Source organism: Ensifer sp. SL37 (assembly GCF_026672675.1).
Taxonomy (GTDB): Bacteria; Pseudomonadota; Alphaproteobacteria; order Rhizobiales; family Rhizobiaceae; genus Ensifer; species Ensifer adhaerens.
In genome coordinates this window covers 1,604,370-1,628,988 of the sequence record NZ_JAPPRN010000001.1, presented here as the reverse complement: position 1 = coordinate 1,628,988, position 24,619 = coordinate 1,604,370, and the positions used below count along the sequence as shown (strand labels likewise).

18 protein-coding genes and 1 pseudogene are annotated in these 24,619 nt (G+C 60.6%); 13 read left to right on the top strand and 6 right to left on the bottom strand.

From position 1 onward, the window contains the following. Positions 1–2: 2 nt before the first annotated feature. The 4 genes from OVA00_RS07380 to OVA00_RS07365 all read right to left on the bottom strand — a co-directional run bounded on the left by OVA00_RS07380 (position 3) and on the right by OVA00_RS07365 (position 6,190). Complete coding sequence (locus tag OVA00_RS07380; protein ID WP_268088458.1) at positions 3–2,684, bottom strand: glycosyltransferase; 2,682 nt, start codon at positions 2,682–2,684, stop codon at positions 3–5. Then, positions 2,671–4,143 carry a DUF6212 domain-containing protein gene (locus tag OVA00_RS07375; RefSeq protein WP_192372302.1) on the bottom strand — a complete coding sequence of 491 codons (1,473 nt, stop codon included), beginning with the start codon at positions 4,141–4,143 and terminating at the stop codon, positions 2,671–2,673. Before OVA00_RS07375 ends, OVA00_RS07380 begins: the two co-directional genes overlap by 14 nt. A 174-nt stretch (positions 4,144–4,317) precedes the next feature. Continuing rightward, entirely contained in the window at positions 4,318–5,571 is a 1,254-nt protein-coding gene (locus OVA00_RS07370; RefSeq protein ID WP_051659390.1) for a glycosyltransferase family 4 protein, read from the bottom strand. Between the two features lie 46 nt (positions 5,572–5,617). Continuing rightward, a complete protein-coding gene (locus OVA00_RS07365; RefSeq protein WP_034798035.1) occupies positions 5,618–6,190 on the bottom strand; it encodes a MarR family transcriptional regulator in 573 nt (190 codons plus the stop codon). Positions 6,191–6,422: 232 nt separating this feature from the next. Here OVA00_RS07365 and OVA00_RS07360 point away from each other — a divergent pair, with 232 nt between their 5' ends. The 9 genes from OVA00_RS07360 (at position 6,423) to OVA00_RS07320 (ending at position 19,243) form a co-directional block, all read left to right on the top strand. Then, positions 6,423–8,168: a type I secretion system permease/ATPase gene (locus tag OVA00_RS07360; RefSeq protein ID WP_034798037.1), complete on the top strand. Its 1,746-nt coding sequence runs from the start codon at positions 6,423–6,425 to the stop codon at positions 8,166–8,168. Beyond that, complete coding sequence (locus OVA00_RS07355) at positions 8,165–9,583, top strand: HlyD family type I secretion periplasmic adaptor subunit (RefSeq protein WP_113136284.1); 1,419 nt, start codon at positions 8,165–8,167, stop codon at positions 9,581–9,583. The genes OVA00_RS07360 and OVA00_RS07355 overlap by 4 nt, the downstream gene beginning before the upstream one ends. A 311-nt stretch (positions 9,584–9,894) precedes the next feature. Then, on the top strand, positions 9,895–10,554 hold the full coding sequence (locus OVA00_RS07350; protein ID WP_268088457.1) for a calcium-binding protein: 660 nt from the start codon (positions 9,895–9,897) through the stop codon (positions 10,552–10,554). A 65-nt stretch (positions 10,555–10,619) separates the two neighbouring features. After that, the gene (locus OVA00_RS07345) at positions 10,620–12,872 is read left to right on the top strand and encodes a glycosyltransferase family 2 protein (protein ID WP_268088456.1); all 2,253 of its coding nucleotides are present in this window, start codon (positions 10,620–10,622) and stop codon (positions 12,870–12,872) included. Then, a complete protein-coding gene (locus tag OVA00_RS07340) occupies positions 12,869–13,714 on the top strand; it encodes a class I SAM-dependent methyltransferase (RefSeq protein WP_112772770.1) in 846 nt (281 codons plus the stop codon). Before OVA00_RS07345 ends, OVA00_RS07340 begins: the two co-directional genes overlap by 4 nt. After that, positions 13,711–14,973 carry a glycosyltransferase family 4 protein gene (locus tag OVA00_RS07335; protein WP_268088455.1) on the top strand — a complete coding sequence of 421 codons (1,263 nt, stop codon included), beginning with the start codon at positions 13,711–13,713 and terminating at the stop codon, positions 14,971–14,973. Before OVA00_RS07340 ends, OVA00_RS07335 begins: the two co-directional genes overlap by 4 nt. A 10-nt stretch (positions 14,974–14,983) precedes the next feature. Continuing rightward, a complete protein-coding gene (locus OVA00_RS07330) occupies positions 14,984–15,715 on the top strand; it encodes a hypothetical protein (RefSeq protein ID WP_034798045.1) in 732 nt (243 codons plus the stop codon). Positions 15,716–15,725: 10 nt separating this feature from the next. Further along, entirely contained in the window at positions 15,726–17,945 is a 2,220-nt protein-coding gene (locus tag OVA00_RS07325) for a hypothetical protein (protein WP_268088454.1), read from the top strand. Then, on the top strand, positions 17,942–19,243 hold the full coding sequence (locus OVA00_RS07320) for a glycosyltransferase family 4 protein (protein WP_268088453.1): 1,302 nt from the start codon (positions 17,942–17,944) through the stop codon (positions 19,241–19,243). The genes OVA00_RS07325 and OVA00_RS07320 overlap by 4 nt, the downstream gene beginning before the upstream one ends. A gap of 23 nt (positions 19,244–19,266) precedes the next feature. Here OVA00_RS07320 and thiD read toward each other — a convergent pair whose 3' ends face one another. Further along, the gene (gene thiD / locus OVA00_RS07315) at positions 19,267–20,142 is read right to left on the bottom strand and encodes a bifunctional hydroxymethylpyrimidine kinase/phosphomethylpyrimidine kinase (protein WP_326494117.1); all 876 of its coding nucleotides are present in this window, start codon (positions 20,140–20,142) and stop codon (positions 19,267–19,269) included. Between the two features lie 377 nt (positions 20,143–20,519). On the opposite strand from thiD, the gene OVA00_RS07310 reads away from it, so the two are divergent. The 4 genes from OVA00_RS07310 to OVA00_RS07295 all read left to right on the top strand — a co-directional run bounded on the left by OVA00_RS07310 (position 20,520) and on the right by OVA00_RS07295 (position 23,386). Next, positions 20,520–21,929: a DUF6538 domain-containing protein gene (locus OVA00_RS07310; RefSeq protein WP_268088452.1), complete on the top strand. Its 1,410-nt coding sequence runs from the start codon at positions 20,520–20,522 to the stop codon at positions 21,927–21,929. 250 nt (positions 21,930–22,179) lie between these two features. Continuing rightward, the gene (locus tag OVA00_RS07305) at positions 22,180–22,548 is read left to right on the top strand and encodes a hypothetical protein (protein ID WP_268088451.1); all 369 of its coding nucleotides are present in this window, start codon (positions 22,180–22,182) and stop codon (positions 22,546–22,548) included. Positions 22,549–22,759: 211 nt separating this feature from the next. Beyond that, the gene (locus OVA00_RS07300; protein WP_268088450.1) at positions 22,760–22,969 is read left to right on the top strand and encodes a hypothetical protein; all 210 of its coding nucleotides are present in this window, start codon (positions 22,760–22,762) and stop codon (positions 22,967–22,969) included. Positions 22,970–23,002: 33 nt separating this feature from the next. Continuing rightward, positions 23,003–23,386, top strand: a complete 384-nt coding sequence (locus OVA00_RS07295; RefSeq protein WP_268088449.1) for a hypothetical protein — start codon at positions 23,003–23,005, stop codon at positions 23,384–23,386. 89 nt (positions 23,387–23,475) lie between these two features. Here OVA00_RS07295 and OVA00_RS07290 read toward each other — a convergent pair. Next, a pseudogene (locus OVA00_RS07290) lies at positions 23,476–24,506 on the bottom strand (IS3 family transposase); the annotation flags it as partial. Between the last annotated feature and the right edge of the window lie 113 nt (positions 24,507–24,619).

Sequence of the window (24,619 nt, the reverse complement as noted above, 5' to 3'; positions counted from 1 at the left end):
GATCAGCCTGCAGCTGCGACGCCGGTATTGGATGTGTCTCGCGCCCGGATGACCTTGGCACGCGAAAGCGATGAATTGTTCACGGCGCCGTCGCACCAGCCGAGGAACTCCGAGAAGGAGTTCGCCCAGCCGCGACGCGCCGCTGTTCTCAGGCAACCTTCCATGATCGGCGCCAGCAGGTTGCGATCGCGCGAAACCTCGGCGATCGCCTTGACCATGTCGCGCACCACCTGGGGATCGGACGAGGCATCGATTAGGATGCCGTCCTCGCGATCGACGATCAGTTCGTCGACGGCGCCAACCGCGGTTGCGATCGGCACGCAGCCGAGCTGTTGGGCTTCGGCGATCATCAGCGGGGCACCTTCCCAGCGCGAAGGCATGATCAGGACATCGGCCCAGCCGAGCGCCTTGATCAGGTCGCGGCTGGCAAAGACCGGTGGGCGCACGTCGACGCCCAGTTCCTTGAGCCGGTCCGTCCAGGAGAACGAGGCATCCGCCAGGATCTCGCCACCGATCGCCCGCGCATCGAACGATACGTGTGCGGCCCGCAGTTCGGCGATCGTCGCGGCCAGGCGGTCGATGCCCTTCTGCTGGTCGAGACGGCCCATGTAGAGCAGCCGCAGCCGGTCGTCCTTGCGCTCGATCCGCCGCACCTGCAGCACGTCTGCAAGCACCTTGGGCGGCACGGAGAAACTTGCGCCGTTGGGAACGGCAAAGATCTTTTCGAGCGGCACGCCGAAGCTGTGCAGGTAGAACTTCAGTTGTTCCGAGCAGGTGAGGAAGGCGTCGTAGCAATGCTCGTGGGCGATGGCTGCAAAGGGCTGGCCGGCCGGGCGCTTGAACGGCGTGTTGTCGACGACGTGCAGATAGCAAGCCGTGCGTGTCCCTTCCGAGCGCAGCCGTGCGATCAGCGGATGCATCGCCATCACGTGGTTGTTGATGACGAGATCGAAGCCTGAGAGCTGACCTTTAAGCGCACCCCAATCGACTTCATGATGGTCGGCAATGAAATCCTGGCCGAGGAACGAGCCGGAGCCGCCCCAGGCCGGGATGCCCTGATCCCAGAAGTGAACATAGTCGAAGCTCGAATCGAACTCATCGATCACGTCCATCCGGCTGGTGCCGAGCACGAACAGATGCGTCTCGTAGCCCGCGGCCTTAAGTTCACGCGAGGCGGCGTAGATGACCTTCTCGGCGCCACCAAACGACGCGTTCGGCACGAGAAGTGCTGCAGTCTTTTTACCGGCTTCGCTGTGCCCGAGCGGCAGCACCGGCGAGCCGCCGATTTCCGTTCGCAAGGCCTTGTGCAGGTCGGAATAGGGCATGAGCCGCGCGGGGCGCCAGGTCCAGCGACGGCCGGCCGTGCGGCGAAGCGGACTGGTGGCGATCGCGTTGACGCAGTTGATCATCACCTGTTGCGGCGTGATCAGCGTGCGGCGCGGCAGGGCGCGCGGGAACGGGAAGCGCACATTGAGAACCGCCGAGGTCGGCCATACCTGCTGCGTGCCGATAGAAGCAAACCAGTCGAGCGCATTGTTGCGGATGACGTCGCGCAAGAGCGCCGTCGAAATGAAGATGAGATCCGGTTGGCCGAGATGCTGGGCGCCGGCGTCGAGGAAGGTCGGCTCGATCTTGCGCTGCGTCGCGTCGTTGCCGAGATGAACGAAAACGACGTTGGCTTTCTCACTCAGGCGCTCCAGGTGGCAAAGCACGTTGGGCAGCATGCGCGAGCGCAAAAGCAGATCGATCGTCGCACCGCTGCCGGCCATGACGAAGGGCGGAAAATGCACGTTGTCGGGCTCGCCGGTGCTGGCCCAGAAGGCTGGGATGATGTCGTCGAGGCGCAGCCGCTTCGGTTGCTTCGTCGGATCTGTGAAGAACGAGATCGCCGCGTCTTCGGTGCGCGCGAAGAGATAACGCGGGCACTCCTCATGCTCGAAATCGACGAGCATCGGCCGCTGGAACAGCGCCTTGTGGCGCTTTCTGAGGAAGCTCACGGATGTCGCGCGGTCGCGGTTGGCTTCCTTGAAACGGCTTTCGGCGCGCAGGCGGTATTCGAACGTCGTGTCATGGCAGGGCGTTCCGACAAAGCCGTGCTCGACGCAGGAAAGCCAGAACTCCCAATCCTCAAAACCGTTCTGTCGGTCGTCGTTGAACCGAACGCCTTCCTGGAAGACCTCGATCGAGATCATCGAGCCGGTGTCACAGATGTTGTCCGTGATGCAGTGGACGAGCCGCGAATACTGGTTGCCGTAGTGAGCCCGCCAGCTCACCGAGAAGGTGTCAATGTTGGTATAGACCCAGCCGGCGCCGCTTTCGTGCAGGCGCCGATAGAGGGTCTCGATCGTTCCCGGCAGGACTCGGTTGTCGGCGTCAAGGAAATAGACGGCCTTCGCCTCGGGCAGATTTTCGAGCACGTAGTTGATGGCGCGGTTGCGCGCGCCGCCGGGGCCGGCGTTTCGCCCGAAGACCACATGGATATCAGGGTGGGCCCCGGAATAGAGCAACAGTTGATCGAAGGTTTCCTGCCGCGGGTCGCCGTCGACCGAAACGACGATGGCAATACGGCAGCCCTCGAGGTCCGATGCAAGCGCGGATTCGAGCGCTTCGAGCGCCAGCGCCGCATGGCCATAGAGCGGCATGGCGATCGCAACGAGGTCCCTTGGATCGCTATTGCTGGACATGAGACGCACCACTCGACTGCTTGACCATCCGGAAGCCCGACACCTTGAGCCAGGAGAAATCGACCGAGTCGGTTACGGCGCGGCTGAGGATCATCAGATCCATGGGCTGGCGCACCGGCTCGTCGAGCTGGAAGTTGATGTTGATCGGCTGCTCATTGGTGACCTCGCGCCAGCCGCTGAAGAAGGCGGACGGCTTGACCACCCCCTTGCGAGCCAGTTCCGCCACTTCGGAGCGCGCGTTCGAGCCCGCTGGCGCGAGCAGGAAGCTGACGGCCGCCGGGGCGCCCTTGGGATGATCGACCACTGCGCTTGCGGAGAAGGATATGGTGCCGGGCTCGACAGCGCGACCGACGGCGCCGGCCGATACCCCATTTGCGAGCGGATGGCAGACGACGGCGTGTTCGTGTTCGAGAAAGCGCACGGTCTGGAATTCCGGGACAACCGGCGTCACCGATACGTCGACGATCTGGCTGAGCAGATCGACCGACAGACGATAGTCCTCGATGAAGTGGCCGTCGAGCAGCGCGGTCGGCGCGATCATGTTGGGCATGCGCGTCGGCTTGACGCCGGGCAGGCCAGTATAGACGCGGAACGCTAGTGGGCGCAGATCAAGGTCGGCGTGGCGGGTCTCGGACCGAGCCGTGTAGTGTTCACTGGCGATGGGATAGCCGAGCGAAAGCCCGATCGTTTCACTACCGGTCGTCGAAACGCGCAGCCGCAGGGTCTTCGCGCCACCCCCGCAGGTGCGCGGCAGGGCAAAGAAGTTCCAGCTCGGAACGAGCTGCGAGAATGGAACGGCCCACTCTGCAACCCCCTCGCCGCTCTCGACATAGCTCAAGACAACGACCAGTTCGCCGCCGTCCCGCGGGACCGAGTTGAAGTGAAGCCCGATGCCGGCGACGCCATGGCTGGAGACCGGCAGGAGCTGTTCGACAAAGGCATTGGCAATCAGATGGCCGATGCCCTCGTCCTTGGGATCGACATAGGGGTCGTGCGCAAAGACTTCGGCGACCGGTTCCCAGTTGCGTGCCTGGAACGCATCTTCGAGCGCGCGGTAGTTTTCAAGCAGCGTTTCACGCTCGCGGCGAAGCAGCGCAAGCTCGGATGTGATTGCCGACGAGAACCGGGCAAGCCGCCCGACACCACCATCGACCAGCGCCTGAATGAGCCCAGCGCTTTCGCTGACGGCCTCGGCGCTCAAGCGCTTGATCGGGATATCCGGGACGGTGCCAAGTGCTCGCAGCGAGACGATGCCGTCGGCCAGATCCGCCTCGCCCTCGCTAGAAAAGGCGAGCCCGATCAATGGAAACACGTTTTCCAGGGTCGCATCAGGCCGATCGCCTGCCGGAAGAAAATGAACCAGGTGCTCGATGCCACTGCCCTGGACACTCGCCCTATCGTGATCCGAGGCCAACACCAGCTTTCTCTTCGCCTGCGAATACCTCACGCCAGAAGACACCAACCCTTGCACGCGCCACCCTCAATTCAACCGAATTCTCTCTGTAGTTGAATCCCCCAATCCGAAATAAACCGGCGAATTCAACGACCTAGAGAAAGCATATCAAGGTTATTTGCACTGCACAATAAGTTATATTTGCGTTTTTCGTGAAATAATAGTTCGGCTTTTGAAGTATTATGCAGATGAGACCCGTAATATTTGAGTGGATCCGGGGGTTCCCATTGCCTTATCCAGCAATGTCATCTGTCGCGCAATGCAATCGCCCAGACGGAACCTTTGCTCGACGGTGCGGCGGGCGGCTGCACGCAAGTCGGAATACTTCTCCGGTTGCTGCAAAGCGCCAGAGATCGCCTCCGCGAGCGCATCCGTATCGAAGAACGGCACGAGCAGGCCGTTGCGGCCGGAGCTCAACACCTCCTGCATCGGCGCGGTGTCCGATCCAATGACGAGAGCGCCGCAGGCCATGGCCTCCAAGACCGACCAGGAAAGCACGAAAGGATAGGTCAGATAGATATGGGCGGTTGAAATCTGGAACAGCTGCTTGAGGACACCATGCGGCACCACGCCTGGAAACAGGAACCGGTCGGCCGGGATATTCAGGGATTGAAGCAGATAGTCCTTCCACGAGCCGCCACCGGGCGGTGGGGCGCCGTAACTGACGCCGTCGCCACCGACGAAAACGAAAAGCGCATCGGGATGGCGCTTCGCGACCTTTGCGGCCGCCTCCAACGCCTGCGGGAAGCCGCGATAGGGCTCGAGATCGCGGGCGACGAAAGTAACGATCGGCGGATCACCCGCCTTTAGCACCCGTCCGTCCGGAAGCTTCAACGATGCCGACGGATCGGGACGGAAGACGCGAGTGTCGACGCCCTCGTGGCAGACGGCGATACGGGCGCGATGCTCCGCCGGATAAAGGCTCCGTTGCCATTGGGTCGGGCTGAAGCCGCCATCGATCGCATCAAGCGTCAGGAGTTGCGACATGTTGCGCAGCCGCAGTCGCTTACGCGTATCCTGGTCGGGCTTGTCGTCGGGGGCAAAGCCGATATCGGCCCCTTCGGCGCGGTAGAAAAACTCGCAATAGCCGAGTGCCGGGACATTCGGCAACACATCCTTGACGAAGGTCATACCGCCCCAGCCGATGTGCCCGACGATAACGTCGGGCACCTGCCCCTGGCGGGCCATGGCATCGAAGGTTTCGGCGACCCGGTGACCGATCCGGACATGATGGTCAGGCACACCAAGGTGCCTTCCCATCTGCGAATTGGCCTGCGGGCCGGGTTCTGCTCTGTGGCGAACGACACGCGTTGCCGGAATCCGCTGATCCACGGTTTCCGTCACGAGTGTCACTTCATTTCCGGTCTGCGCCAAATGAGACGCGAGAGCGGCGAACTGGCAGAAGCCGCGCCGGTGTACAAATGCTACGTGCATATTCCCTGCCTATAGCCGTTGAAAGGACAGCCTGTGCGCGGGCATCTCAGATGCCGTAGCGCGTTGCATTCCCCCAAACCAGCTCGAGCCGGTGCAGTGTTTGAAATGCGGTTTCGAGATTGCGCCGGTCCTGCTCGCCGTGGCTCAGGACACGTTCATAGGCGCCAGCCGCCTTGCGTAAGGAATCGCACAATTGCTTGCCCTTCTCCGAAAGCTTGATGCGGGCCGAGCGCCGATCGCGCTGGGAGGCGGCCCTGTCGATATACTCTCCGTCGCCCAACTGCTTCAGGTAGTAGGAAACGTTGGAGCCGACATAGTGGCCACGGTCCAAAAGCTCCGCCACCGACACTTCCGCATCGCCGATCGCCAGAAGGACCATCGCCTGTGCCGGGCCGATATCGTCGACGCCAAGCTTCGTCAGCTCGGCACGCAACAGGCCGGTAAAGCGCCGGCTGGCCCGCTCCATCATCCGTGCCAACTCGAAATATGTGACCACGGACGCTTCGCTCTCCTGGTCAATATTGTCATGTTCAGGGGCACTTCCAGCTGCGTCATCCCCGGGGCGGATGGCAACAGCGCCGCCAAAATCTGCGAACGGATAGAGAATCCTTTGATTCATCCCTCTCTCCAACTGAGCATTACTACAATATTCAAAAATTACTTCAAATTTTGAAGCAATTTTTCGCCCCCTTTACTCCCCCCGAATACGACTATCTTGAGCATTCCACCATTATTGTGTCACACTTATCACGGCAACACTGTGATTTAAGTGATAACAAACAAAATAGCTTCCTCAAGACCCCAACGAACTTATCCAGAAAATCGCCACGCGTGACAGCAAACGAGGCAATATGATTAGCAAGAACCAAATTGGGCCAAAGAAGGCGCAAAATGGAGCAAACGATCCGCGGCTGCTTATTTTGAAGGCGCGCCGCGTGTTCGTTTTGGCACTTATTTATGCAGCCCTGCTGAGTGCTTGCATCGGCATATTGCAGCTCTCGACACCACTCTACATGATGCAAGTTCATGACCGCGTTTTGAACAGCCAGAGCATGGACACGCTGACCATGCTGACGATTCTCGTCATCGGCGCACTCGTGATCTACGGCGTGCTCGAATACATCAGGGCTTTGACGTTCCAGGCGATGGGTAGTGCGGTCGTGCGCTGGCTGAACCTGCCGGTGCTGACCGCCGCCGTTCAGGCGGCCGCCGATCAAGGGCTGACCCGGGCGACCCAGTCGCTACGGGACCTGGCGGAATTGAGAAGCTTCCTCACAACCTCTGCCGTCAGCGCCCCACTCGATGCCGCCTGGTCGCCGATCTTTCTCGGGGTGCTCTTTGCGCTGCACCCAATGTTCGGCCTTCTTGGCGCCATTTCCATTGCCCTGCTCGTATGCTGTGGATTGCTGACTGATTTGCTGACTCGCCGGCTGATGAAAGAGGCCAATCAAGCCAATATCGAGGCCGTTTCGAAAATTGGTTCAAGCTTGCGCCATGCAGAGGCGATCGAGGCGATGGGCATGCTGCCGGCACTTGCCCGCCGCTGGCGCACCGCACAGCTGCACGCGCTCGACGCGTTGGAAACCAGCGGAAGCCGCAGCAAGGCGATGGCATCGATCACCCGTTCGCTGCGCTTCATGATCCAGGCGGCCGCACTGGCAACAGGCTCTATCCTCGTGATGAAACAAGAGATTTCCCCCGGCGCGATGATGGCGACGACCATCCTCGTCGGACGCCTGCTCGCCCCGTTTGATTCGATGATCGAGAACTGGCGTCAGTGGGTGCTCGCCATCGCAAGCTGGCGCCGGATAGAGACTGCGCTGAACCAGGATCTGGCCGTACGCCAGACCATGCCGCAGCCGCGCACGCAGGGCGATCTTGTTGTGGATAAGCTCGTTTACGCGGCGCCCGGCCTCGATGTGCCGATCATCAAGGGCGTTTCCTTCTCGCTCTCGCCCGGCGAAGTTCTCGGCATCGTCGGCCCCTCGGCGGCGGGCAAATCGACACTGGCCCGGCTCCTCGTCGGAATTCAAAAGCCGACCACCGGCGGCGTCTTCCTCGACGGCAACAATGTCTATCTGTGGGAGCGCGCTTCCTTTGGCCAGATGACCGGTTACCTGCCGCAGTCGGTTTCGCTGCTCGAAGGAACCATCCGCGACAACATCTCGCGCATGGAGGAAGGCGAACCCCAAAAAGTGCTCGAGGCGGCTCGGCTTGCTGACGTGCACGACATGATCGGGCGCCTGCCGCTCGGCTACGACACTCCGGTCGGCGATGGCCACCTGACGCTTTCGGGCGGCCAGCGCCAGCGCATCGCTCTTGCCCGCTGCCTTTACGACCATCCTCGCCTGATCGTTCTCGACGAGCCGAACGCCAATCTCGACGCCATCGGCGAGCGCGCATTGATCCGCGCGATCGAGCGGGCGCGCAACGACGGTGCGATCGTCATCATGATCGCCCACCGGCCGACGATCATGCAGGCCGCCGACAAGCTGCTCGTTCTTGAAAACGGGCGCATCACCCAGTTCGGCCCGCGCACCGACGTGGTCGCATCCATGACACCCGGCGAGCCGAGACGGGAAGGCGTATCCGCATGACGAACAAACAGAACCTGCCAGCCTCTCGCGACGCACGCACACTCGTGGCCAAGGACGACCGCGCGAACTTGCCCGCGATCCCCGAGCGGCCCCACCCTCTGCACGGGCTGGATGCGGACGCAGAAGGAAGCGCCACCGCGCCGCTGCGCGGCGTGGTCCTTGCGGGCCTGACGACGATCCTCGTCGCCTTCGGCGGCTTCTTCGGCTGGGCGTTTTCGACGGAACTCAGCAGCGCGTCGGTCGCAAGCGGCACGATCGTGGTCGATTCGAAGCGCAAGACCGTCAGCCACTTCGAAGGCGGCATCCTCGACCGCCTCCTCGTCCAGGAAGGCGATCGCGTCACGCTCGGCCAGCCGCTGGTCAAGCTTGCCGACACCCGCGCCCGGTCCGACCTTGAGGCACTGCAAAGCCGGCGCCTTGGTCTGATCGCAAAGCTTGCCCGCCTCAGGGCGGAGCAGACGGAGGCCGCGCAGATAGACTTCCCCGACGAGCTGATGGGCACCGCGGAAACCGCTGCCGACGACGCGGTGAAGGCGGAGACAAACTTCTTCGACCGCCGGCGCGAAGCAAAGGCTGGCCGGCTCGAGGTTCAGGGCAAGACCATCGAAGAGTACTCGGAAAGGGCCAAGTCGCTTGCCGAGCAGATCAGAGCGACCGACCGCCAGATCGAACTGATCACGGAGCAGCGCACCGCGATCGCGACGCTGGTTGCCAAGGAATTTGCCCAGCGCTCCAAGCTGATCGAGATCGATGCCAAGCTCAGCGAACTTGCCGCTTCGCGCGGTGAGCTTGCCGGCAACAAGGCCCAGGCCGAAAAGGCGGAAGCCGGAGCGGAACTCGGGCTGACCGGTATCGAGAACGAATTCCAGTCGGAGATCGCTGGCGAAATCACGACGGCCCGCCTCGAACTTGCAGATGTGGGACAGCGCCTCGTCTCGGCCAAGGACGTCTTGAGCCGCCTCGAAATCCGCTCGCCGCAGACCGGTATCGTCACCAACATTCAGTTGCGCACACCCGGCAGCGCGGTCTCTGCCGGCCAGCCATTGCTCGACATCGTGCCTGAGGACGAACCGCTTCTGGTCGAGATGCATGTCGGCACCCGAGACATCGATAGCATCGGCATCGGCTCAAAGACGCAAATCCGGCTGACCGCCTACAACCAGCGCTCGCACCTGCCGCTCGATGGCGAAATCAGCTACGTCGCAGCCGACCAATCAGTCGATGAAAAGTCGAACGTCTCCTACTACGTGGCGCGCGCCCGCATTGCGCCGGCCTCGCTCACCGCCAACCCGGACATCCGCCTCTATCCCGGTATGCCGGCGGAAGTGCTGATCGTGCACAAGCCGCGCTCGGCGATCGATTACATGGTTTCGCCGATTGCAGAGAGCCTCAATCGAGCCTTCCGGGAAGACTGATCCAGAAGGCTCCAACACCGCCTGCGCCGGCGAAATTCAATTTCGCCGGCAATTTGTTTCTAATTTTGAATTTATTTCTAAGTAATAACAAATCTATGACCCCTTAGATATCAGGGATAATCATCAAACTGATACAAGATATACATCGTAGGTAGCAGATAATAATACAGTGCAGCCGATTTTATTTATTTTTTGCTGTTGCCATATGTTTTTTTGCAGTGCAATGTCGCCGCGCTCGCCACCGGTTTGAGACCGAGGATGAGCGCAAGCACAACCAAAATGACGTACGCAACAACTAAGAGGAGTAGCATATGGCCACGTTGGAAGGCGGCGCGTATGATGACGCCCTTTTTGGCTCACGCTTCGACGACTTCATCCACGCTCGCGCGGGTGATGACTTCGTGAACGGAGGCAATGGCGACGACACCATTTTCGGCGACGAAGGTGATGACATGCTGTTCGGCGGTAACGGCAGCGATACCCTGTTCGGCGGCTGGGGTGACGACGTTATCCATGGCGACAACGGGAACGACGTTCTGTTCGGCGGCCAGGGTGATGACCTGCTTTATGGCGACAACGGGAACGACATTCTCATTGGCGGCGGCGGCAGCGACCTGCTGATGGGCGGCCGAGGCAGCGACATCCTGTTCGGTGGTGCCGACAACGACATCATCAACGGCGGCCAGGGCGACGACGTCATGACCGGCGGGGAAGGCAGCGACGTGTTCGTGTTTGACGGCGGTGGCGGCAACGACGTCATCCTCGACTTCACGCCCGGCGAAGACCTTCTGCAGATTTCGAAGGACATCAACGGCCTCGACATTTCGTCGCCTGAAGATCTGGCATCGCGCGTCACCCAGGTTGGTGGCAACGTGGTCATCGACTTCGGCCATGGCGATACGCTGACGCTCGTCAATGCGGACGCCGACGACATCCAGGCGAACCCGAACCACTACTTCACGATCCATTGAGATTGACTGGCGCGCCCCACTTCCTCCCGTGGGGCGCCCTCCCTTTCGTCCTTCAGGAGTAGCGCGTGACGGCAGACGACCGTATCAGAAGCTTCGGCCTCGACTTCACAAGCGCCGCAGCTTTCAGGCTCGGCTTCGACGTTGCTGTGCTGATCTGGGACGCACCTTCCGAACTCTCGGCAAAGACAAAATACGCCCTTTCTGCGTCGCGTTCCCTCGTACCTCTCGTCAGCATGGCGCTTCCGCGCGCCCAAGGGGGCCAACGGATCTTCTGGGCGATGCGCCCCGGAAACGACCGCGAACTCGGCGAAATCGCGGCGGACGGCGAGATCTTGCAGACGGTGGTTCTGGAACCGACCGCCAAGCTCCCTTTCCTCGATCTGGCGGCCCAACTTTCCGATCTTCAGCCCGAAGGTCGTCTCAAGTTTCTCAACAATCTGCTGACGGTCTGGCGAAGCGCGTTTCGCCTGTCTCGTGACGAATTCTTTATTGGCCTCGTCGATGACGTGATCCACGCCCTGAACCTTGGGCAGCGCCCCGCAACCATCGCCTGTCGGCTCGCGCATGGACGCTATCTGGCAGAGACGACCGTCAATGCCGAGCTCGGCGAGATCAACGCCATCTATGCGCTCGGCGCCGAGGCAATTTTGCCGCTGCCGCAGCAATTCGCCATAACCGGCCGAACCGAGCGCGGCCAGCGCCGCTGCCATTTCGTTCTTGAATCGCCGCGCGCGCCCCAGGCGCTCTCACTCATCATCATGGGAAAGCGCGGTATCGCCGTGCGCGAGCTTTCGCCGCGCGGTTCCCGATATCCCAACCTCCAGCAATGGTGGCCCGAGCACGGCGCAGCGCCGGGCTTGCGCGAGTTCGTCGTGCGGTCCTTGAGCGAGGTTCCGGAAAGCGGGACGGCCCTTGCGATCGACCTGCAGCTTCGCTCCGCCCTGCCGGCAAAGCAGGCGGGCAAGTCCGCACTGCATCCGGGTGCTGAGATCGACCTCGCCCTTGCCATGTCGGAAGGCCTGCTCATAGGCGGCTGGACGCGGGACGCGAACGGCGTCCTTGCCGGCATCGACTATCTCCAGGAAGACGGCACGGCCTTGCCGCTCGATGGCAACTGGTATGAATTTCCGGGCTGGGCCCGCGGCACGGAGGAAGGCTCCAAGACCGACGTGACCGGTTTTGTAAGCTGGCTGCCGATGCGCGATCCACTTGGTCCCCTTCTTCAGCCGCGCTTCCAGTTGCGGCTGGCGTCCGGCGGAGTCAAGCCGCTGGTGCCAAAACCGCAACCCTTCGATCCAGCAACGCAACGCAACCGCATCCTGCGTGCCGTTCCGCCCCAGCACGCCAACGATCAGGCATTCCGCACGATCCTTGCGCCGGCGCTGAGAGACGTGGAGCAGCGACTGGGCAAGACGATCAGGGTCGACCAGACCAAGGACTTCGGCCCGATGATGGCCGCGCCTCTCGTCTCGATCGTCGTTCCCCTCTACCGCGTGCTCGACTTCCTGCGCTTCCAGCTGTCGGGACTTGCGACCGACCCTTTCGTCGCGGCCAACGCCGAGATCATCTACGTGCTCGATTCTCCCGAGATCCACGACGAGACGGAGCACCTGCTCGGTGGCTTCCATCTGCTTCATGGGCTTTCGATGAAGCTCGTGGTGATGAACCGCAACGGCGGCTATGCCCGCGCCTGCAATGCCGGCGCACGCTTTGCCCGCGGTTCTGTCATTGTCATGCTCAACTCGGACGTCGTGCCCTGTGGGGCCGGCTGGCTGGAAAAGCTTGCGCTGCCGGTGCTGAAGGAAAAGTCGATCGGCGCGATCGGCCCGAAACTGCTGTTCGAGGACGGCTCCCTGCAGCATGCGGGCCTCTATTTTGCCCGCAACAAGCAGGACATCTGGCTCAATCACCATTTCTACAAGGGCATGCCGGGCGCCTATGCGCCGGCGCAAGAAATGCGGAGCGTCCCGGGTGTCACCGGCGCCTGCCAGGTGATGCGCAAGGAGGTGTGGGACCTCGTCGGCGGCTATGCCGAGGACTTCGTCATTGGCGACTACGAGGACAGCGATCTCTGCCTCAAGATCCGCCAAGCCGGCTTCGACATCGTCTATGAGCCGGCAGCCTGTCTCTATCATCTGGAGCGGCGCTCGATCAGCCGCAGCCAGGATTACACGCGCGGCGTCGCCAGCCAGTACAATGCATGGCTGCATACCGAGCGCTGGAACCAAGACATCACGACACTGATGCCAACCTACCTCGGCGCCGAAGAGGCGGCAGCGCCGAGCACCCGTAAGCCTGCCGCCAGGAGCGCCGCATGAACCAGCCCGCACTTCGCCACGCAGACAACCTGCAGCCGGCCTGGCAACAGAACGAAGACCGTATCGAAGGCATGCTTCAGACGGTTCTCACTAATCGTTTCTTGCCGCAGCCGGACCAAAACAGCGTCTTCGTCGGAGATGGCAACTACCGGGCTGTCGGCGCGGAGTTTCTCGGCCACTTCATCCGCATGGGCGGATTACTGCCAAAAAGCAGCGTGCTCGACATCGGCAGCGGCATCGGCCGCATGGCCGTTCCGCTGACGCAGTATCTCGATAGCGATCACGGGCGCTACGTCGGTATCGACCCGGTGGAAGGCGGCGTCACCTGGTGCCGTCAATCCGTCACGCCGGTCTATCCGAATTTCACCTTTCAGCATGTCGACATCGCCCACGAACTCTACAACCCGTCAGGCAGGATCAACGGCAAGGCGCTGAAGCTACCTTACCCTGATCGCCAGTTCGACTTCGCCATCATGACGTCGATCGTCACCCATCTGCCGCCGGACGAAGTGCTCGTCTATTTCAGCGAGATCAACCGGATGCTGAAGCCCGGCGGACGGCTCTTCGTTACCGCCTTCGTGGTCGATAGCATCGCCGCGAAGGATGAACACGGACGGCGGGATCCCCGTCTTGCCTTCGTACGCAGCGGCGACGGCCCCTGCTGGTTCGTGCCCGGCCTGCCGCCGCTTGCCGCCGTCGGTTTCGACGACGGCTTCCTCGACCGGGCGCTGGAGCGGGCAGGCTTCACGACGGTCCTGAAATCGCTCGGTCACTGGCGGGGCCAAAGTGCCGGTCACTACCAGGATGTTTTCGTCGCCGAACGCCGGAGTGTGAGCGGATGAAGAAGCGCATTCTGGTCGCCGCGCACAACCATCCAGCACTTCACCCCGGCGGCACGGAGATTTTCGCGCACGACCTCTTCCGTGCCTATCAGCGGGCCGGTCACGAGGCGCTCTTCCTCGGCGCCACCAACCAGACGCACCGCCAGGTGCGGCCCGGCACAAGCTTTCAGGCGATCGGCCCCGAAGGCGACGAGGTGCTTTTGTGGTCCGGCCATTTCGATCGCTTCTTCATGAGCCAGATCGACCTCTATGGCGTCGTGCCCGACCTTACCGAGCTTTTGCGCGATTTCCGGCCGGATGTGGTTCACATCCACCATCTGCTGCTGCTCGGCGCGGAGTTTCCGCACATCGTCCGCCGCACCCTGCCCGACTGCCGGATCGTGATGACGTTGCACGACTACTATCCGCTTTGCCATCACGACGGGCTGATGGTGCGCACTAGCGGCAAGGAGCTTTGTCACAAGTCGAGCCCCGACCGTTGCCATAGCTGCTTCAAGGACATTCCGCTCGATCGTTTCGTGTTGCGCGAGCAGCATCTGAAAGCGTTGCTCAGAACTGTCGATCGCTTCATCTCGCCGAGCCATTTTCTGAGGCAACGCTTTATCGACTGGGGTCTTAACGGCGACCAAATCGACGTGATTGCCAATGGCCTGCCGCCACGAGACGCGCCGTCGCGCAAGGGCCAGCCGGAGAACGATCGGCCGGTCTTCGGCTATTTCGGCAATCTCAATCCGTGGAAAGGCACGTCCGTGCTTCTCGAGGCTGCGCGGCAGCTGATCGACGAGGGCTTGCGTTTTGAGCTGCGGGTGCACGGGGGCGCCCCCTTCCAGGCCGACAGTTTCAAGGACGAGATCGCCCGGCTCTTCAAGAAGACGGCGCCTTCCGTCCAGCAGCGCGGCGCCTACAGGCGCGAGGACATCGGCGACCTTATTGCCGCAGTCGATTGCACCATCGTGCCTTCGATCTGGTGGGAGAACGCACCGCTCGTCATCGGCGAGGCCCAGTCCCAGCGCAAACCGGTGATCGCCAGCAATATCGGCGGGATGGCCGAAATGGTGCAGGACGGCGTCAACGGCATCACCGTCTCGCCGAACGATCCGCGTGCGCTGGCTGCCGCCATGCGCCGCATGGCGGAAAGCCCTGACCTTCGGCGCCGCCTTTCGGCCAATGCCCGCAAGCCCAACGATATCGATACCACTGCCCGGCGTTATCTCACGCTCATCGACGCGATCGAGCCCCGAGAAACCGTCGCCGCCTAAAGGGAAGACCATGTCTGTAGCAGCCGACAAACCGGACGTCGCACCGGAGCAGAACAATGCAAAGCCGCTGAAGGGCCGCGTGGACGCGATCGACCAGGGCCGCGTCTTCGGCTGGGCCTTTGACCCGGAAACCCCGGAAAAGCGGCTTGCCATTCGCGTGCTTCTCGACGGCAAGGTGATCGCCGAGGCGCTCGCCGACCGCAACCGGCCCGATCTCAAGCGCAACGGCATTGGCGACGGCAACCACGCGTTTGAAATCGCGTTGCCTGAGATGGCGAGCGCGCGCAGCGGTGAACTCGTCGTGCTTGCGGCGACCGGCAAAGGCGGCGAACTGCCGCTTCGTGTTCCCAAGCCCGACGAACAGGCGGCTGAGGCGCTGATTGCAGCGCCACTTGCAAAAGTGCTCGACAAGCTCGACGTGCTGATGGCAGCGCAACGGCAATTGCAGGTCTCGCAGCGTTCCGCCCTGCGGTCGAAAGTTGACGACGGCGATGAAGCCGAAAGCCCCGGACTTGCAGCAATCAGCGACGATGTCGCGAACCTCCGCGGAGAAATCACCCAGCGCCTGACCGATCTCGACGTTCATCTGATGCGGCTCGACGGTGTAATCGCGGGTATGGAAAAGAGCCTCAACGCACTGAAGCAGCGCTCGAACGGCGATTTGAAGCCGGCGTTTCTGCTTCTCTTTGTCCTTGCAGGCTTTGCGGCAGGCGCGATCCTTTCCGTCTTCCTTCGGACCTGAGGCACATCTCATGCCCAGTACGGAACTCAGCCTGTCCGCAAGCCCTGCACCGCTTGGCCGCATTGCGCGCAGTGGACGGATCATCGCCTGCCCGATCGACGAAACACTGCTGCTGGTTATCGGCACCGGTGGCCCGATGGCAGATCAGTCGCCGGTCGAGATCAATGAAGATGCGTCGACACACGTCATGGCATCGGTCGTCGGCTGGCGGCTGGCGACACCCCAGTCTTCCGCCACGCATGGCTTTGCCGCGCTGTTGCCGGTCGAAGGTTCTGAGCGGCTGCCGACTACGCTCCGCTTCGGCAAGGCGGGTAACGGCAAGCGCTATATGGTTGCGCCACGCACTGTTTCGATCGGTGAAGTCACGGCGATGCTGAAGGATTTTGCCGGTCCGCAGTTTGTCCATGTCCTCGGCCGGCTGGTCGACGTGCTGATCAAGCCACCGCATGCCGATCAACGGCTCGCGGCCATTACGACCCTGCTTAAAACGGGAGCGGCGAGCGACGGATATATCGAACTGCTCGGCGAGGGGCATGATGGAACCATCGCCCTGAAAGGATGGGCGCACGACCTGCCCGCCGGCGTCTGCCGGGCGATCGTCAAGAGCGAGGATACCTTCCTTGCCGATTGCAACGTCGCCATTTTCCAGCGCAACGACGCGCCTGACGGCTCGGCCGGCTTTGTCGGCCTCCTGTCCGCAAACGATCTGCCCCGAGCGCGCGACATCAAGGGCATATTCTATCGCGGCCGCGGCGCCTGGCGTTATGTCGGGCTCCACGAACGCCGGGTCGTGACCGGTCCGCTCGAGACACCCGGCCATATCCGCGCGATGCTGCTCCAGAGCCAGAGCTCGCCCCAGGTCATGCTTCGCCTGCGCGATGCCGCCAGCGGATACGATGGCACCGAGACGATCTCAAGCCTTCCGGTTCCTGTCCGCCTTGGCGTGGATGCGCTCTACCAGGGTGAGGATGGTGCCTTCTTGATTTCGGGCTGGCTCTTAGACGCGGAAGGCCATGTTGAAACCGTGCGACTTTGCCGACAGGGCGGCGGGGCACGGCTAGACGCAGGCTGGACCCGAACCGAGCGGTCCGACGTCGAAGAGGCCTTCGTCGATCGCCCGGAATTCAAGAGCGCGATTTCCGGTCACCGCCGATCGCATGGCTTTATTAGTCGCGTCGAGGTGCTTAATGGCGAGGCGGAGGGACCAGTTCACATCGAACTCACCCTCAGGGACGCCCGCCGCGCCTACATGCCACTTTTCCCGGTCCGGCTGCCCGCACGCACCGCCGCCCTACGGCTGCTTGGCTCGATCGATCCGACAAGCTGGGCCCTGCCCGATATTATCGACCGGCAGATCGTCCCTTTCCTGACGGCGGCGCGCAGCACCGCACCGACCATCGAGACCGTTGTCGACATGGGCCCCTTCGACCAGGCCGAGGGTACCGCCATCCTTCTTGTCGCCGGAGAAACCGAAACGGATTTCGCACCGCTTTTGGGGCTGCTCGCGCTTGATCCGCAAACGCGCCGGGCCCCGATCGCGCTCGTGCTGCAGACCGAGCGGTTCCGACGACACGCGGTCCACATCCGTCAACTCTCGGAATTCTATCGCTTGCCGCTGCGGCTCGTCTCCGTCGAAGGCGCCGGCGATGCATGCGACCTGGCGCAAGCGGCCGCCGAAAGGATGAGCAGCGACGCCGTCGTTCTGCTTTCCGCGTCGCTGACACCAGCCAATACCGGGTGGTATCAGGCACTTGTTGCCGCTTACGAGGCAAACACGGGAAGCATCATTTCGCCGACCCTTGCCTACGAGGATCACTCTATCCGCTGGGCCGGCAGCACGTCGCTCGATCGCCCCGACCATCTTCAATCGAGCCGCTACGCCGGCTATCCCGTCGGCGCCGTCAATCGCCTCAAGCTGACGCGGGTCGCAGCCGCATCGCTCGATTGCTGCATCCTGCCGCGCGAAGCGCTGATGGAGGACGCGGGCGCGTCGCCGACTTATCTCGGCGCAGCACTGAAGGGCCATGATCTCGCCCTTCGCCTCAGCGGCAAGGGCTATGAGGCTTACTGGCTTCCTTCCCTGCAGATGGTGGGATCGGACGAGGTGCCCGGAGCGGGCTCTGCCGCCACCGCGCGGTTCGTGGAGCGTGTCGACCGGACGCTCTTCCGCGCCCGATGGATGCCCGCCTCCGAAACCGCCCAAACATTCTTCGAGGAGACTGACGCATGAGCGAAAAACTCCGCGTACTGGTGGTCTCCCATGGCCACCCGACCCATTCGCTTGGCGGGGCCGAAATTGCTTCGCATGGTCTTCATAAGGCGTTGAACGGCCTGTCGGGTGTGGAATCGATCTACCTCGCCCGCGTCGGCAATCCGGTTCCGCGCCATGGCGCTTCCGCGCTGATGAGCCTGCGTCTCGCCATGGACGAAGTGCTCTACCACGCCGATGACTTCGATCATTTCTTCCTCTCCAACGGCGATACGGAGGCGATCCGCCGCGACCTCTTGCGCTTCGTCGGTGACATCAAGCCTGATGTCATTCACTTCCATCATATCCTCGGCTTCGGCCTGGAAGCGCTCTACGCGGTGCGTGATGCCCTGCCCAAGGCACGCATCGTCGTGACGTTCCATGAGTATCTGCCGATCTGCCACAATCACGGTCAAATGGTGAAACGCCCCTCGGGCCAGCTTTGCAACGGCGCCTCACCGATCGGTTGCCACACGTGCTTCCCCGAAATCCCGGTGTCGCGCTTCGTTCGCCGCGAACAGTTCGTGCGCGGCATGCTCAATCTCGCCGATGCCTTCATCGCGCCGAGCGCCTTTCTCGCCAACCGCTATGTCGAATGGGGGCTCGAAGCTGCAAAGATCTTCGTGATCGAAAACGGCATCGTCATGGGCGACAAGGCGCCAACCCGCGAATTGCCGTCGCCGACGGCCCGACGCAACCGCTTTGCCTATTTCGGGCAGATGACACCATTCAAGGGCGTTCACGTGCTGATCGACGCGGTATCGCGCGTGCCCGACGACATCTGGGGCGACGATTCGTCGCTGATGATCTTCGGCGGCAACCTCGAGCGTCAGCCGAAGGACTACCAGGAGAAGGTGGCGAAACTGATCGAGGACGCCGGTCGTCGCGTCCGCTTCTATGGCGCGTACCAGAACCAGGACATGCCGCGGCTGATGCGCTCGGTCGACTGGGTGGTAATGCCCTCTGTTTGGTGGGAAAACTCCCCCGTCGTTATACAGGAAGCGTTGCATCACGGCCGGCCGATCCTCTGCTCCGACATCGGCGGCATGGCCGAAAAGGTTCGCGACCGGCTGGATGGCTATCACTTCCGGGCCGGCAGCGCCCAGGATCTGGCCGACCGCCTGATCGACGTTTTGGGCGCGCCACGGGCATGGGACAATCTGCGGGCAACGCTTAGGCGGCCGACGAGCCACGTCGATTGCGCGCGCGAGCATGTGGCGCTCTATCGCAAGATGCTCAAGGGCGAGCAACCGGCTGCGCCGAGTGCCGCAGTGGCCTGAGATAGGCCCGGGGCCCAGATTGCTCAGCCAGATCGCGAAGAACGACCAAGAGCGGCCTGGGCTTCGGCTACGTTCGAAGCCTCGGCGCCCGACCCTTTGTCGTTGCCCCACCAATGATGAAAGTGATGCACCGGCCCCCGCCCCTGTCCGATGGTCAGACGATCGGCAGCGACCAACGCGTCATGCAAGTAGGCCTTGGCAGCGACGACCGCATCCTCGATCGGCCTACCCTTGGCAAGCCCTGCGGCGATTGCCGCCGAGAGCGTGCACCCGGTACCATGATCATTCCTGGTTTCGATCCGCGGCCGCGAAAGGTGGAGGACGTCCGCCCCACTAAAGAGAACGTCGATCGCGTCCTTGCCCTTGGCATGCCCGCCCTTCATCAGTACCGACCGCGCACCGAGTTTCAGAAGCGTCTCGGCCTGGCGCGCAATCTCGGCCTCGGTTTCGGCGATTGCGCGTCCGGTCAACAGCGCCGCCTCGGGCAGGTTCGGCGTCAGCACGAGCGCCAGCGGCAACAACTCCTCCTTGAGCGTCGCGATCGCGTCGGGACGCATCAGGTGACCGCCGGAGGTCGCCACCATCACCGGGTCGATGACGGCCAGCCGGTCGTAGCGCTTCAGACCGGCCGCAATCACCCCGATCGTCTCGCGCCGCGAGACCATGCCGATCTTCACCGCACCGACGGCAAGATCGGAAAATACGGCATCGATCTGTGCCGTAACGACAGTCGGGGAGATATCTTCCACCGCAGAAACGCCACGGGTATTCTGCGCCGTGACCGCGGTGATCACGCTGGCGCCATAAACACCGAGCGCCGAAAACGTCTTCAGGTCCGCCTGAACACCTGCCCCCCCGCCTGAATCCGAACCTGCGATGGTAACGGCGATCGCAGTCATCGCACCACCCGAATGAGGTTTGAGCCTTCTATAACTGATTCAAAAACAGGCAGCAGCAACGCGATCTCCCGCAAACGGACGGAGACCCGAACAATGGGCGCGGAGACGGCTGGTGAGCAGAAGGGCCCGCGCCGTTCCTACGCCGGTATGATCCGGATCAGGTCGACAAAATGGCTCGCAAACCCCTGAGAATCAAGGCTTTTCTGCCCTCTGCTACACTATTGCTACATCGGTTGCTACACTCGCTTCCAAGCATAACAAAAGTTCAAATCAAATGAAATTCTAGTAACGCCGACCGCAACCGGCTTTATTGTTGACTCCATTTGGCTTTTGCTATAGCAAGTGAGGTATTATCCATTATGCCTATTAAATCAAGAATGAAAGCAAAGACAAAAATCCGACATACAGTTATCAGAGACGGCATTTATTATTTTCGTATTGCAGTCCCCAAGCATCTTTGGGAAAAGTACCGAGACCCCAAGACCGGCAAGAAGCGCACCCAAATTTGGGAAACGCTCAATACAAGCGATCCCGACGAAGCGCTTCTGAAAGTCGGTCCCCTCTTGCAAAAATGGCGTCGTCACTTCGCAACGGAAACCGTTCCGGGCGACGATATTTCCTATCCTGCACTTCAGCAGACTTCGGAAGGTTTCGCGGCACCATTCGCTTATCAATGGAGCGGGAACTTCCTGACGGCTTCCGTCCAAGACGCTATCAGCATGTACAGCGAGCGCTATGAAGCGGCGGCTTCGCTGAACAACAATCCGAATACCCGACAGGTCGCGGCGTTGGTTGGCGCTGTCGAGCCGCCCGCGCTTACCTTCATGCAAGCCTTCGCAGAATTCAAACGGGTGTCCCCTGAGAAAGTGAAGGGCAAAACCCCATTGGACACTAAGCGGTTTTGGCGGCGCTATGAGCAATACGTTGAAGACTTCATTGCCGACATGGGTGACCGGGATGTTCTCAAACTCACCCGGAGTGACGTTAAGGAATACCGGCGAAAGCTGAAGCAACGCGTCATCGATAACGAATACAAGAGTGACAACGCGAACAAAAAACTTGGTTGGCTTCGGAACATCCTTCAGGTGGTCTTTGACGAAATGTACGAAGGCAAGGAAAACCCCTTCGATAACATAAAGATCACTGGCTTTGACGACGATGCTGTACGACCGCCGTTCACTCTCGGCGAAATTCTGACGATCCGAACGGCGCTCGAAAAGTCTGGTATGCGTGCGGAAGCCAAGGCAATCATTCGTATCGGCGAATGCACTGGCGCGAATGCCCGCGAACTTGCCCTGATGCAAGCTTGCGACATCCACTTAGACGCGCCGGTTCCGTATATCTCCATTCGCCCCAACGGTCTTCGTCACAAGGTCAAGGGCGGTGGTAAGCGTCATAGAGACGTGCCGCTCGTTGGCGATGCCTTCGACGCTATGCGCCAATTTCCGCAAGGCTTCACGGTCTATCATACGGAAGACGGTCCGGATCAAATCAACAGCGCAATGTCGGACTTTTTCAAAAAGACGATACCCGGAAAAGGCTTCGGCAGTTACCGCCATACCGTTCAAGATTGGCTCAGAAATAGCGGCTGTAACGACACGATGAAGGACTCCATTGTTGGTCACAAAACCAAGGGTCATTCCATGTATTACGGTGCAGGGTACGAACTCGAAAATAAAAAGGAAGCAATCGAAAATGCGCTAGAATACGGGCGGCGCAAGATCGCGGAATTCGTCCAACACAACCAGAAACAACAACACGATATGACTGAAGCGAAGGCGGCTTAAACCCCGCCCACTATTTGGAATGAACGACGTCGTATCCCATCAAGCGGATACGTAATTTGCAGAAATTCACATACGAAAAGCTTGCTAGTGATCATGAGCTAAGGGCGGAATTCTTCGCCTTCATAGATAGCCAAAGGAAGCTTGCAATCAAAGAAGGTTTTCTTGAAGCAGCGAAGGCTCACGCACAAACTGCCAAGCGAATTCGGGAAGAGTTGGAACTATTCGACTAAGAAAAAACAGGGAACGAGAAATGACAACCACGACCCATTTCGACAACGACGATAATGAACCCATTGACCCCGAAGTTCAGAAGGCTTGGGATGAATGGAACGCCAAACAAGAACGCTCCCATTTCTGGCTGAGTGTGTGGGTTCCGCTCGCCATGTACACCATTCCGGCGCTGATCATTGCCGGGATTACCTTTGCATTGGGCAGCGTTACGACGCTCGCCGTATTCGGCAAACTGGTGCTTGCCTTGATCGTTGCCTTCTGGCTGCTCGACATGGGCGCGAAGATCGTGCTGAAACTATTCGGAATGATCAAGGATCAGCCGTTGAACGTCGGCAACGTGATCGTACTTGGCTTGATCGGTTTCGCGCTCGCCGCCTATATCTGGTGACAGGAATTCACATGCAAATCGCCTGAAAAGCCGGTCAATTAGATCGGCTTTTCCTTTACCTGTAAAACTTGAAATAGAATGAAGTTTTTCGAAGATCAGAATTCATTTTCAAAGCAACTTATAGTTTTCTAATAAGCATTGACAGGCGTTTAAACTGCCGTTATTCGTCTCATCATTAAATACAAATCCCTACATCTTTGGAGATATTTTAATGCTGACTGAAAGCAAAATTCGCCGCGAACTTTCCAAGCTCGGTTACCGCCTGAACAAGACTCCTTCCCGCTCATGGATGCGCGCAGAATACGGCGTCGGCTATCAGGTGATTAACGGCAACAACGTCGTCATGGGCGCTTCTCAGCGGGAATACGAAGCAACCCTCGCTGAAGTTCAGGAATGGTTGGAACAGCGCAAGGCGGCTTAAATAGAAGACAGAAGTAGGAGCACGATTTTAGAAATGTACGAAGATTTTGATGCCGAAAAGTTTGTTTCTAGACTGACCAATGGGGAAGTGAACGAGATACGAAACAATCACATCAGCCTATTCCAAGAGCGTGTGCAAAGCATAGGCGATTACAAAAAGTATGCGTGGGGAGAGGAAGCCGAACGTGAGTTGGTGACCGAAATTCTGGCTTACGCAAACCCGCACGGTTTGAATTTTTGCAGATCGAAGAAGCGCCGCGACATGGTTCATAACTGCGGCGGTTACCGACTGGTGTTGGAAGACGATTGCCGATCAATAATCATCGACGGCGCATGCTACGAATTGAGCCTTGAAGAAGTGGTCGAATGGCTACGCCCAAACCGCGTTCAACCCGTCCTTGAACGATACGTCAAATAGCGGGCACCCAATCGAGGTGCCCTTTTCGTTCATGCCTCTAACGTGGCGACCAACTGCTTATCGACAACACATGACCTTGCCCCCAAGTTTTATCCAGTTTTGAGTTTGCTCCAGCGGTTTTGGGTTGCTGTATTGGGGGCGGTAGCGGCGGGTTGCGGTGCGGAGCCATTCCGGCTGCGCAGCACCGCATCACGTCGCGGGTTGATTGTCTGAGCGAACTCGGCAGGTGTCATCCAGCCGAGTCCAGAGTGTGGTCGATGATCGTTGTAATCGCTGCGCCAGTTTGAAAGCGCCGATCGAGCATGGGCCAGTGACGAGAAGAGCGTCTCATTCAAGAGCTCGTCGCGCAGCCGCCCATTGAAGCTTTCGATGAAGGCGTTCTGGATCGGCTTGCCCGGCGCGATGTAGTGCCAATCCGCCTTGCTCCGATCCGTCCATTGCAGGATCGCGTTACTGGTGAACTCACTGCCATTGTCGCTGACGATCATCTTCGGCTTGCCTCGTCCCTCGATGATCCGATCCAGCTCACGGGCGACCCGCAGGCCGGAGAGCGACGTGTCGGCGACGAGAGCCAGGCATTCCCTGGTGCAATCGTCGACGACCGTCAGAATCCGGAACCTGCGGCCATCGGTGAGTTGATCCGACACGAAGTCCAGTGACCAGCGATCATTGGCGGCAAGCGGGATCAGCATCGGTGCTCGTGTGCCTATCGCTCGTTTCCGACCGCCGCGCTTGCGCACCGTCAGCTTCTCTTCCCGATAGAGCCGGAAGAGCCGCTTGTGGTTCACAAGGTGACCCTCACGCCTGAGCAGCACATGAAGGCGTCGATATCCAAAGCGGCGGCGTTCATGCGCCAGCGCCTTCATCCGCTCGCGAAGGTCATGGTCATCGCTGCGCCTGGTTTCGTAACGGATCATCATCCGGCAAAAGCCGATGGCTTTACACGCCCGCCGTTCGCTCATCTGGTGGTGATCCATCAGATGAGCGACAGCTTTCCGCCTTGCTGCGGGCGTCACCACTTCTTTCCCAAAAGGTCTTTCAAGGCCGCATTGTCGAGCATCGCATCTGCCAGGAGCCGTTTCAGCTTCGTGTTCTCGTCTTCCAGCGTCTTCAGCCGCTTGTGCGCGGCGGCAATCAAGGTGAGATTCAGCGTCAATCAGGATGAGACTCGGCGGCGGGGGTGTGACGAAGGGAGGGCGTAGCCCGACCGGAGTTACACTCCCGCCGCGGCGC